Origin of the sequence: Achromobacter denitrificans NBRC 15125 (assembly GCF_001571365.1) — a bacterium.
Taxonomy (GTDB): Bacteria; Pseudomonadota; Gammaproteobacteria; order Burkholderiales; family Burkholderiaceae_B; genus Achromobacter; species Achromobacter denitrificans.
Window position 1 is genome coordinate 106,305 of record NZ_BCTQ01000021.1, and the last position, 11,658, is coordinate 117,962.

The 11,658-nt window shown below is 69.7% G+C and carries 5 protein-coding genes; 1 reads left to right on the plus strand and 4 read right to left on the minus strand.

Going from position 1 to position 11,658, the window contains the following annotated elements; translation table 11 throughout:
- Positions 1 to 12: 12 nt before the first annotated feature.
- The 4 genes from tssI to tssJ all read right to left on the minus strand — a co-directional run bounded on the left by tssI (position 13) and on the right by tssJ (position 10,850).
- Positions 13 to 7,890, minus strand: coding sequence for a type VI secretion system Vgr family protein (gene tssI / locus ADE01S_RS18350; protein ID WP_062683159.1), 7,878 nt, complete (start codon positions 7,888 to 7,890; stop codon positions 13 to 15).
- 111 nt (positions 7,891 to 8,001) lie between these two features.
- Positions 8,002 to 8,781 (minus strand): type IVB secretion system protein IcmH/DotU, encoded by a 780-nt coding sequence (icmH, locus tag ADE01S_RS18355; RefSeq protein WP_008168603.1) that lies wholly within the window; start codon positions 8,779 to 8,781, stop codon positions 8,002 to 8,004.
- 16 nt (positions 8,782 to 8,797) lie between these two features.
- Positions 8,798 to 10,144, minus strand: coding sequence for a type VI secretion system baseplate subunit TssK (gene tssK, locus ADE01S_RS18360; protein ID WP_062683160.1), 1,347 nt, complete (start codon positions 10,142 to 10,144; stop codon positions 8,798 to 8,800).
- A gap of 88 nt (positions 10,145 to 10,232) precedes the next feature.
- Positions 10,233 to 10,850, minus strand: coding sequence for a type VI secretion system lipoprotein TssJ (gene tssJ, locus ADE01S_RS18365; protein ID WP_232482091.1), 618 nt, complete (start codon positions 10,848 to 10,850; stop codon positions 10,233 to 10,235).
- 255 nt (positions 10,851 to 11,105) lie between these two features.
- Here tssJ and ADE01S_RS18370 point away from each other — a divergent pair.
- Positions 11,106 to 11,658 (plus strand): hypothetical protein (locus ADE01S_RS18370; protein ID WP_255220868.1); only part of this gene is annotated, 553 nt, incomplete at its 3' end.

Below are 11,658 nucleotides of genomic sequence, written 5' to 3' on the forward strand. Positions count from 1 at the left end.
CGGGTGAGGGCGTCAGAACGCCGGCCATCCTTCGGAACAATCCACTTTGCGCACGGCCTTGCTGCAACTCGGGCAGAAGTGGATGTTGGCGCAGGTGATGCCGTACATCACGCATTGCCCGATTTCATCGGTGTACTGCCCGTTCTGGTTGGGGAGGCCAAAGTAGCAGTGGCCACCCATGTTGTAGTAGAAGTGCTGCGGCGGATCCAGCTTGGAGTCGTCGGCCGAGGGGTCTTCGTTGCGCAGGCCGGGCCAGTCGGGGCCGCTGGGCACCATGCCCAGCAAGTGGCCCATTTCGTGGGCCAGCGTTTCCGTCAGGTACGCCTGCGAGTTGGGCTCGTACGGGTCCAGCGTGGACACGAACAGCAGGTTGGTGCCCGTGATGGCCAGGCCGGCGTAGCTGGCGGCCACGGTGTTGAACTGGATGTTGAGCACGCCGCGCAAGGGCGTGGGCGAAATCCGGGTCAGGTCGACAGTCACGGAGAAGACGGCGCCGGAGCTTTCGCGGACCGGCGTCATCAGATGTCGCGGGATGGGAATCGACCGTTCCGCGCCCGAGGCGTCGGTATGAATGTAGCGGGCATGGACGAGCCAGTCGTCGCTGTCGTCGAACTCGTACCAGAGGCTGGCAAGGGTCCGATCGTCGTTGACGATGGGCACGGTCATGACGCGCCCGCCGGGGCCGGCCGGCACGGGCAGGCGCATGTCGCCGCTGGTGCCGGGCGCGGCCAGCCGGTCGACGTGGCACACCACCAGGGTGTAGGGCTCGCGCTGCTTGCCGGGGGAACTGGCATACACGCGGCGCACGGCGTCCATGATGGCTTGCTGGGCGTCGACGTTGTCGGCTGCGTCGACCGCCGAGCGGCCGCGGAACGTCAGGCGCGGCAGCTGGATCATGTCGATGCCGTGCAGCGCGAACTCCGCCGCGACCGGGGTCACGTCGGCCAGATGGCCCGCCGGACGCGCGCTCATGCACATCACTTCCTGGATGTACAGGCGGCGCGCGGTCTCGACGCGCTCCGTCTTGATCAGTTGCCCGCGTTCGTCGCGCACTTCGAACAGGTAGACGTTGCGGCCGGCGGCGGGCAGGGCGATGTCGTCGACGATGCGGGTGCCGTCCGCGTTCGTGACATAGCTGCGCGGATTGGCGTGCGGCTCCTGGTAGCTGGGGCGGCGCCCGCGTTCGCGGCTGGAGTAGGCGATATTGCCGGGGTCGGCCTTCACGGTGATGGTGAAGCGGTGCGAGCCGGGGCGGTTGAACTCCACGTGGATGCGCGGGCGGTTGGTTTGCCGCTCGGTGGTGGTCAACGCGTTGCCGTCGTTCCAGCGTTCGTCCACGCGTTCCAGGTTCACGTATTGGAGGCGCGCGCCGTCCTGGCGGCCGCGATAAGTCGACGTGCCGGGCACTACGCGGCCCGAGTCTCCCGTCGTGGGCGTGTCGCCCGGCAGGTTGGTGCCTTGCGTGCGCGCCACGGGGCCCAGGCCGATGGTGTCCAGCACATCGCGGGCGATCTGCGGCAGCGGGGATTCCGCCACGCCGGGGATCTTCATGAGCACCTCGGCCACCTTGGGCAGCGTCTCGGTGGCCAAGGTGGGCGATTGCAGGATGGCGCCGATCACCCCCGGCACCGCCGAGGACGACAGCCCCGGCATGCTGAGGATGGCGCCGGCGACGGCGGGGATGTTGGCTTGCTTGACGTCGGGCAGCGTGAACAGGGTATCCACGGCGGATCCCAGCGCCGCGGCGCGGTCGCCGGTGGCGTTGAGCGCTTGCGTCATGACGGGCACGATGGCCGCGCCGACGCTGGCGCTGACGCCGCCGGACAGGAGGGGGGACGCGCCCGTCATGGCCGTCGACGCGGCGCCGGCCTGCTGGGCGAAGGTGGCGAGCCCGCCGCCGGCCGCCACGGCGGCGATGCCCGAGGCGCCGGAACCGCTGGCGATTGCGGCGCCGCCTGCCGCGCTGGCGCCGCCGGCCGTGGCTGACGCTCCCGCTGCGCCGGCGTTCGCACCGGCGGCTGCGCCTGCGCCTGCGCCGCCCGCGGCGGACAGGTCGGTGGCGCTCCTGGCCGGCACGCTGTCGGACATGCCGGCCGCGCGCGCCGTCGTGCTGCCGAGCACGGCGTCGGGGCTGGCCGCTGGCGAGACCGTAGTGGGAGGGGCCGTCGCGGCCGCCACGGACACAGGCGCCGAGGTGCCCGGCGTCACGGACGGGGTGCCCGCCGAGGACGCGCCGGCGGGGGCTGATGCGGCGCGGGCACTGGCGCTCGCTCCCGAGTCCATACTCGTCGCAGCGCTGGAACCTGGGTTCGCGCTCAAGCCCGTTGTGCCCGAGGAACTTGCTCCCTGGCCCGAGACGATGCTGGCGTCGGCGCCCGGCGCCGCCACGGCGCTGGCTCCGTAGGCCATGGCCGGTTCGGTAGCCGCGGCTGCGCCGCTGCCTGCGCCCGCGAGGCCAACGCCAGCTCCTGATTGCATGCCCGCCACTCCGGCTCCTTGGGGCAGCCCCGCCGGGGCCGAACCAGGCACGAAGCCTGGCGTTTGCGCGGAAGCATCGGCCAGGAATGGTGTGGTGTTGAGCACGGCATCCGTTCCCGGCGCCGACGACGCGGCGGGCATCGCGCCGGACGTTCCCAATGCGGAAGGCGCGCCGCTCGCCAGGGCGTTCGACGCCGGGAGGGATGGCGCACTCTGCGTCAACGCGCCGGATGCGGACACCGCGGCGGCAGCCTCGCCTTGCGTCGAGGCGGCGGAGGATATCGAAAAGTCGCCGCCCATGGCGCTGCCTGCGGCTACCCCGGGCGCGGCCGCGCCGGCTTGGGAGGCGATGGACGGCAGCGCCGCCGCGGTGGGCAAGCTGCCATTTGCCGTGGAGGCAAGGGAAGCCAGCTGCCCGGCATCGCTGGCTGCCGACGCCGTGGCGTCGAGCAGGCTGCCCGCGCCCGCGCCAAGCGATGCGACCAATGCCGCATTCGGCGGCGCGCTTGAGCGCGCCGTGGCGTCGTCGCTGCTCGATTCGTTCTGCGTGTTGCCTGCCTGCGAGTCGTGGGGCGGGAGCGCCGGGCGCGCGGCGCCGTCGAAGACCCGGTTGCCGGAGGACGGCGAGGAGGCCGCGGTGGAATGCGCGGCGCGGCCGGCGGCGAACGATCCCAGCGCGGTTTGCGCGGCATCCGTGGACCCAGGTCGCGGATGGTGCGCGACAGGCGCTGCATGGGCGTGTTCCCTCGTGCCGCCCGACGCGGGGCTCGCAGAAGGGGCTGCGGTGCCGGAAGCAGCGCTGCCCTGCTCATCGGCGCGGTGACTGCCGCCTTCGGCGTGGGCCTGGGTGGACCGGGCCGCCGCCATCGTCACGGCAACTGTCGCCAGCATGCCAGGGATTGCTCCCGACGTGCCTATGCGGCCTGCATCCAGCGGCGAGGCGTCGGCGAGGCGGCTTGCCAGGGACGGCGAGGTCTGGATGCGAGAGGCCAAGACCTCCGGCGCGGCGGGGCGGTTCATGTCCGCCGATGAGGCGGAGAGCGTGTCGCTCGCCCGCGCGGCATTCAACGGGGAGCCCGGCGGCGTAGCGCCGGCGCCGCCTTGCGCCAAGGCTCCGGTGGCGGCGATGCTTGCGCCGGCCATGCCGGCGGCAATGCCTGCGCCCGCATTCGCGCCCGCGGCGTCGGCAGCCAGGCCCGTCGCGCTGCTGGCGCCTGTTGCCATTGCGGCAAGGTTCGAATCCTGGCTCGTGCCGGTTGCGTCGGTTGCGCCAGCGAGCACACCGGCCTCGGCGTTCAAGCCTGCTTTCGCGGCGATCAGGTTGGCGTCGGCCGTCGTGCTCATTGCTCCAGGGGGAAGACCTGCGGCAGCGCTTGCGCCGGCTGCGTCAGCGGCGAGGCTCGCGCCTGCGGACATGTCTGTCGTTCCCGCGGAGGTGCTCGTGATGGTGCTCACGCCTGTTTCGGCGCCGGCGAAGCCTGCGCCGGCCGTTGCGGCCATCGTTCCCGGGGGAAGACCTGCGGCAGCGTTTGCGCCGGCTGCTTCAGCGGCGAGGACCGCGGCAGCGGACGTGCCTGTCGTTCCCGCGGAGATCCCCGCGACGGCGCTCGCGCCTGCTGCGCCGTCGGCGAGGCCTGCGCTGGCCGTTGCGCCCATTGTTCCAGAGGGAAGGCCGGCGGCAGTGCCCGCGCCCAGGGCTCCCGCGGATAGGCTCACGCCATCCGTTCCAGCGGCCAGGCCTGCGGCAGTACCGGCACCTGCTGTGTTGGCGGCGATACTCGCCGTCGCTCCCTCGGAGGAGAGCGCGGATGCATCCGGGGGCGTGGCGGCAGTGCCGAAGGCGTCGCCTGCCGCCGCGCCCGAGGCCGGACCGGCGGCTGACATCGTGGCGGCTTGCGCTGGCATCGCGGTGGCGGACGGTGCAGGCGTCGCGGAAGCCGAGATCCCGGTTGCAGGCGTTGCGTTTGCCGTTGGCGCAGCCGTCCCAAGTGCCGATGCCGATGTCGACGCCGACGCCGGCATTGCAGCGGCGTCCGCCGTCGTGTTCATGTTCGTGGCGGCAGGCGAGGAGGCTGCGGATTGCGACCCGTGCGCGGCCGTCGCGTTGCCTTGCGCGCCATCGGTGCCGATCCCGGCTGCGTGAGCTGCCGGCGCGGCCGATGCCGGGCCGGCAGCTTCAGGAGGCGTGGCCGGGGATGCCGGCGCGATGGCTCCCGTGGCGTCTGCGCCGCCGGCAGCGGCGCTTGCTCCTGCGGCGGCGGTCGGAACGTCAGCATCGACGCCGGCGGCCCCGGCTCCCATCCCCGCCAATCCCGCCGCGCTGCCGATCATTTTGGACGCCCCTTCGGGCGCGACGGAAGCCAGCATGTCGGTGGCCGCGGGCAGGGCGGACATGGGGTTCTTGACGAATTCAGCCGCCTTGGAAACGGCGCCCGCGGCGGAAGCGGCGCCGTCCAGCAAGCCGCCCGCGCCGGGCGCTACCGCGGCCAGCAGACCCTTGGCCGCCGGCAGCGCCGACATGGGGTTCGCGACCATGGCCTGCGCCTGCGAGACCAGGCCCATGGCGTTCTTTGCCGTATTCAGCAGGCCGCCGACGGCGGGGCTGGCGCCGCCCAGCAGCCCGGGGGCGGCCGACAGCGCGCTCATCGGATTCTTCGCCATGCTGGCCAGCGTATTTGCCTGGCCCGCCAATTCCGACAGCTTGCCGGCCGCGCCCGCGGCGCCCGTCGCGCCGCCAAAGCCCGCCATCAGGCTCGTCCCGGCCTTCTTGGCGGCCGTGGCGAAGGCGCCGTCCTTGTGCACCAGCTCCGCGCTCACGATGAGCGGATCGTCGACGGTGGTGCTGGGCAAGGCGGGCAGGCTCGCGGCATCGCTACCGGGCCCGACGAAGTTGTGCGTGGCGCCCTTGACCGAAAACAGGCCGGGGCCCTTGAACACGATGTCCGCGCCGTCGAGCGTGACGCTGCCGCCCGCCGCCTGGAGGGTGACGCGCTGGTTGCCCAGGATTTCGATGCCTTCGGCCGACGACGTGACGGTGATGTCCTGCCCCGCCAGCGCCTCCAGGATATCGGTGTGCGCATGCAGGGAAACGGGCGCCTGCGCCGAGATCGCGCGGATCGGGCCCTGCTGCGCGAACACGCTCGCGGAGCGGGCCGAGACGGCGGCGTACGTTTGGGTGGCCGCCACGTGCGCATCGGATTGCGCGGTGGCATGCAGGTGCTCGCCGGCGTGCAGCACGGCGCTGGCCGGCGTGGCGAGGTTCAGCGAATTCGGCGCATCGACCAGCAGGTGCGGGCCATCGATGCGTTCGATGTTGGCGTCGGCCGAGCGTTGGCCGTTGACGGCCTTGCCCGCGTTCTGGCCATTGACCTGGCGCGTGTAGCGGCCATCCTGCTCCGGATCCAGGGCTTTGAGCAGCTCGTCGTAGCCTTCGGCCGCCGCCAAGGGCCGCGCCTGATGCTGGCTCGCGCTGTCGTTGAGCCGGCGCGAGGCGTCCTGCGCGCCGCGCAGCAGCAGCAGCGCTTCCTGGGCATCGGCCTGCGTCGACTTGGCCTGTTCGCGGGCCGTGGCCGATATCAGCATGCCCTGGCCCGAGCGCACCACGGCCCAGGCGTCCGAGCGCAGCTCGAAACCCGTGCCTCGCCATTGGCCCCGGCTGGGGTCGTCCAGGTCCTGTTCCACCAGGTGGCCCAGGCCCAGTTGCGTGGCCGCGGTGGAACTGGCCAGGCGGGTGCGCAGCTTGCCCTTGGTGTCGTCGAAAACCCACTGGTTGCGGCCGGCGCCGTCCAGCCCCTGGCTATGCCAGCCGCTCAGCACGCCCGCGTGATTGGCATCGCCGTTTTCTCCCGCGGACCAGGGCGGCAGGTCGGCGTCGTTGTAGAGCTGGCCCGCCACGACGGGCTGGTCGATATCGCCGTCGATGAATTCGACGATGACTTCGGTGCCGCCGCGCGGCAGATGGTGGGCGCCCCAGTTCGGCCCCGCCTGGGCGCTGGCCACGCGCAGCCAGGTGCCGGACCGATCGTCGCCGGGCGCGTTGCCGCTGGCGTCGCCATGGGTGCGATGCGACAGGCCGCCAGTCAGCGGCTTCTCGCCCCGTTGCCACGGAAACTGCACCTTCACCCGCAGGTCGCGGTCGGACGTGATGGGCGCCTCGCTGGCGCTGACCACCACGGCGGCCAGGCCTTCGGGCGCCGTGGGGCGGGCGCGCCAGGCCGGCATCAGCGCCGCCGCCTCGGGCTGCGCGCTGAAACGGTTGCGATAGGTGCCGCGCTCCATGTCCGGGGTGTTCAGGACCTGCGCGGCCTGGCCGCCCAGGTTGTTGGTGGCTTCGTGCGTTACGTCGACCAATACGTATCGATTGCCGGCCAGCTCGTCGATGGCCTGCCCGCCGCCGCCTTGCGCGTAGCGGTCGTGCTGGCTCAACGCGAAGATCCGGCCCGGCGCGAGCGAGCGGGCCGTGCCGGCGCCCTCGAACCGCACCAGCCGCGACTCGTGCGCGCGCAGCGAACGCGCCGCGCTCTGTTCGGCGGCGTCGTCGTCGGCATAGCGGCCATGGCCCGCGTAGTCGTAGTCTTCCAGCACGGGCAGCGCCTCGACGCGGACTTGCGATTGCGATTGGGCGGCATGCGCGGTCAACGAGCGTTCGTTCCACGCCGCGCGCGCCACGCTGTTGGGGCGCACGGACTGCGCGGCGGCAAAGCGCGTGATGCTGTCGCGGGTTTCCGTGGCGTCGCTGCGATGGAAGCGCAGCGGCGACGAGGGATCTTCCGGGCGCGCCGCGTCGGCGTCGAAAATCACCACGCGATGCCGCGCGCCGCCTCCGGCGCCCTGGGCCTCGTCCTGCTGGTGCTCGAAGCGATAGCACAGGCCGGCTTCCGCCAGGATGCGCTGCACGAACGCCAGGTCCGATTCCCGATACTGCGTGCAGACGGGACGAGGCTTGGGGGCATGGGTGAGCTCGAAGGCGAACGCAGCCTGGGGATAATCCGCAAACACCTCGCTGACGATATCCTGCACCGACAGGTCCTGGTAGACGAAGCTGTCGCGGCGCAGGGCCAGCGCGGCCATCCACGGGGCGGCGTGCAGGCGGTAGCGGGCCAGCCCGCCGTCGGCTCCCAGCGCATCCACGCCCTCCACCACGGCGTGCCAGCGCCGCATCGAGCCATCGGCCTGCAGCAGGCTGACGGAAATCTCCTTGCCCAGCAAGGCCGCCACGTCGAGTTCGGCGCTGGCCGCCAGGCAATCCAGCGTCAGCGAGAACAGGCGCGAGACGCCTTCGCGCAGGCTCATGTGCTCCACCACCAGCTCTGCGTCCAGCGCGGTGGTCAGGCGCAGCAGGCGCGCTTGTTGCGACAGGGTGGCGATGTTCAGCGTAGAGTAGGCCGGGGCGTTGGAAGGCAAGGCGTTCATAGGGCTGGGCGATATTCGATCGGCGGTGCCGTAGGCGCGCGGGGCGCGCCGGAAGGGACGGGGAATTGCGTGCGCGGCCCGAGCGGGCCTTGCGGGTTCTGCCTGCCGCCGCTAGGGCAGCGAGATCGTCAAATGCGCCGCGCGCGGGCCCAGCTTGACGATGTCGTGATAGGGCGCCATGGCGGTCTGCATTTCGGTGTTCAGGAAGTGGCCCATGCCCAGGAACGCAAGCAGGCCCAGCAACGCGAACAGCGCCATGACCGACCACAGCGGCACGTCGCGCTTGAGCGTGTGCGCCACCTTGTCGGGCAGCGGCCAATGGGGCGCGAAGCCGGTGCGCTTGCCGCGCAACAGCGCGATCTCGTCGCCCAGCCGCGCCGTCAGATACCCCAGCTTTTCCTGGCCTTCGATCAGGTACTTGCCCTGGAAGCCGAGCAGCAGGCACATGTAATAGATTTCCAGCGATTGCAGGCGCGGCGCGCCCTGCGCGCGCAGGTCTTCGAGCCGGGCGAAGAAGTTCTCGCCCGCCAGTTGTTCGCCGAACAGCGTGAGCTGCAAAGGCTGAAGCATCCAGGCGTCGCGGATCGCGAAGCGGGAATTCAGCACGGTCTCGTCCACCGCGGCGCAGAACGCGTACTTGGTGGCGTATACGTCCTCGGCGGCAATGTCCATTTTCTTGGCGGCGCGCTCGTAGTCCGCCAGGAACTGCTGGACGCGCGCGGAGAAGGCGGCGGCGTCGGTGGGCTCCTGTCCGCTCTTGAGCAGGAACAGCATCAGGAAGCCGTCGTACAGCAGGTCCAGCAATGACTTGGCGGGGCGGCTTGCGTGGAATTCTGCCGCGCGCGGGGGCAGCGTTGCGCCAGGCATCAGGGAAGGGGCGTCAGCGGTCATGGCGGTGTGGTTCCTGTCAGCGGGTCACTGCGATCAAATCCAGCTTGAGTTCGGGAATGCCGGCGGGCACGTAGATGGCGATGCTGCGCGCCTGCAGCATGCGGTCATACAGCGAGCCGCGCGTCTGCAAGGCGAAATAGACGGCGCCCGGCTTGACCGGCACGGCGGGCGGCACCTGCGGCGTGTAGGTAAGCGGCACGCCCGGCATGGCGGACAGCACCAGCTTGTCCACGTCTTCGGGCGCGCCCACCTTGAAGCGCATGGGCACGCTCTCCGAGAGCTCGGCGGCGGGCATCCCCGCTTGCACCGCCAGGTACAGCGATGTGGTGTCGTCCAGTTTTTCCGAATCGAGCCGGCCCATGTGGAACGACGGACGCAGCTCTTCGAGCACGATGGAGAAGTAGCGCGTCGAGATCACGGTTTCGAGCAAGTCGCGCAGGATCTCGTCCATGCGGGCAAACGCCGGCCCGGGCGCGTCGTGCCGGTACACCGGCAGATCCGCCAGCGTGTGCACCTTGGAAAACGTCATCAGCGCGCCCGCCAGCCGCGCCAGCTCCTGGAACAGGCGTTCGGGATGCAGCTGCGGATGATGGAACAGATGCGACAGCGTGGCATAGGCTTCGTTGGCGGTGTGCAGCAGCCAGAACGAGGCGACGTCGCCCGAGCGGAACTCGATGATGTTCTTGCTGGGCTCGCGATGAAAACCGTAGAGCGCGTTGACCTTGGCCTGCAAGGCGTCGAGCAGCCGGCGCAGCTGCTCGTGCAGCGCGCCCGAGGCCGTCAGCGACAGGCTGGGCGCGATGAAGGTGGTGTCCAGCTCGTAGCCCGCGCTGGCCGTGCGCCGCACGCGCGCCACGGGGATCGCCAGCAGTTCGTCGCGCGGTTCGAACTCGGAAATCAGGCGCACGTCCTTGCTCAGGAAGGCAAGCTCGGCGGTCGTGGCCCCGGTATAGAGATCGGGCGCGGGCGCATCGTTGTGCGTGTAGCGCGTGTCGAACCTGCCCGCGGCCTGCGCGTCGCGGTAGTTGCCGCCTATCGCCTTCAATGGATGGATTGCCAGATAGAACACGGCTTCGCTCACGCCGTCCAGCGCCGTCAGCGCAACGGGCGGAGGCAGCCCATCGCCGTGCGGCGCGCTATAGAGTTCGCCGTCCGGAAACACGGCGCTCATTTCGGTGGCGCGCAACATGCCGTTGGCGAGCGCCGAGGCATCGAAGCGCGCGGAGCGCAGACCCCACGCATAGGGGTGCAGTGCCCGGGCCATCTCGGCCAGCCGGTCTTCGTGATACGCATCCTGCCGCTGGAAATGCTGCGGGCGGAGGAACAAACCTTCGCCCCAGAGGACTTTGGCTGAGTAACTCAAAATAGGCGCTCCCTCTTTCTTTCTTGATTTCTCTATCGCTATATATAGATAGAAGGGTTGGATGGGCGGCGGGCGGCCGAGATGCGCGTCAACCCGGACACTGCACGCCGGATAAACGTGACGGATCGTAGGTGGGCATTCCCGCCGGTAACGTGGGCTTGCCCGTGGCTACCGTCAGCGCACACGCATGCGCGCCCAGGACGATGCCGCTGTCCTCCGCGTCTTCTACCTTGAATACGTACTTCCAACGCATCGGCGCGGGGGCATAAAACAGCCCGGCGACGGCGATGTAATCAGCTTGCTTGGGGACTTTCTCGACGGTTTCGTAACGCTGTCCCGGCGTGAGCGTAAGTTCGCGCGAGCCCAGCACGGACTCCCCCAGCGCCGCTTTCTCCCCGGCAGTGTCTATCAATTGCGTGAGCGGCGCACGCTGGAATTGCTCAGGATTGTTCAGGTAGTATATTTTTGTAACTACAGCCATCGACTGGCCGCTGCCGGCATTCAAATTTTCTCCGGCATGAATCGCCAAATTCACTTCCACCGGCGCGTTTTCGGGCTTTTTCAGGCCTGCCATCTCCATCGCATTACCCGTCAAACCGGCGACCGCTCCAATGGCCGATACAGCCGCGCATCCAGTAACGGCGCTGCTTGCAAGCGCACACGCCATCACCGTGAACAACCGTGATAAATGGATATGTTTAGTCATGGCCCTTTATACCGGAACTGTTTGAAGCAATACAGATCACGGCATGATGCGTGCAGATTCGACGCAAGTAACATGAAGACACTCGCTGTAGCGCTGCGCTAACAAAAGGTTGTTGAAATACGGCCCCTAGTTACAACCTTGCTAGGTGCTTAAAAAATGCCCTTTCACCGCCTCGTTGCCATCGCAGGTGTCGTTACGCTGATGGCCGGCTGCGCGTCCGTTAAACCGCAGTCGGAAGCCGAATACAAACAATCCATGGCCGCAGCGCAACAGACGCTGGAGCAGAAGGGCGCCGACCAGGCTGTCGCGCAGTTCGAAGAGATCGCCCAGCGCAATCCGTCCAAGGGCGCGCCGTGGTCCTACATCGCGAAGATCCGTTTCGACGAACAGAAATACGGCCAGGCGATCGTGGCCGCCGATGAAACCTTGAGCCGCGAGCCGGACGATTTCGTGGCCAAGACGGTGCGCGCGGTAGGCGGCCTGCGCGTGGCCATGCAGTCGCTGGCCGATCTGCGCGCCGACGCGCTGCTGGCCGGCAACGCCCGTGAGGACGCCGTGGCGCTGGCCGCGTCGATGCGCGAAACGCTGGGCCAGGATGTGCTGTTCCCCGAGGGCCGCCGTCCGCCGCCGCGTCCGCGCCAACCGCGCAAGGTCGATCCGGCGGCAGGCGTACCTGCGGCAGGCGCTCCTGCGGCCGGCGCCCCGGCTGCTGGCGCTCCGGCTTCCGCCGCCGTGCCCGCGGCCGGCACCTCCGCCCGCGCGCAGCCGGCGGCCTCGCCCTCGGTGTCGCCGGCTGCGTCGCCGGCCG

What these genes read in the sequence shown, in the direction of transcription:
- tssI (WP_062683159.1), bottom strand. Translation starts at nt 7,890, where the DNA reads ATGAACGCCTTGCCTTCCAACGCCCCGGCCTACTCTACGCTGAACATC.
- icmH (WP_008168603.1), bottom strand. Translation starts at nt 8,781, where the DNA reads ATGACCGCTGACGCCCCTTCCCTGATGCCTGGCGCAACGCTGCCCCCG.
- tssJ (WP_232482091.1), bottom strand. Translation starts at nt 10,850, where the DNA reads ATGACTAAACATATCCATTTATCACGGTTGTTCACGGTGATGGCGTGT.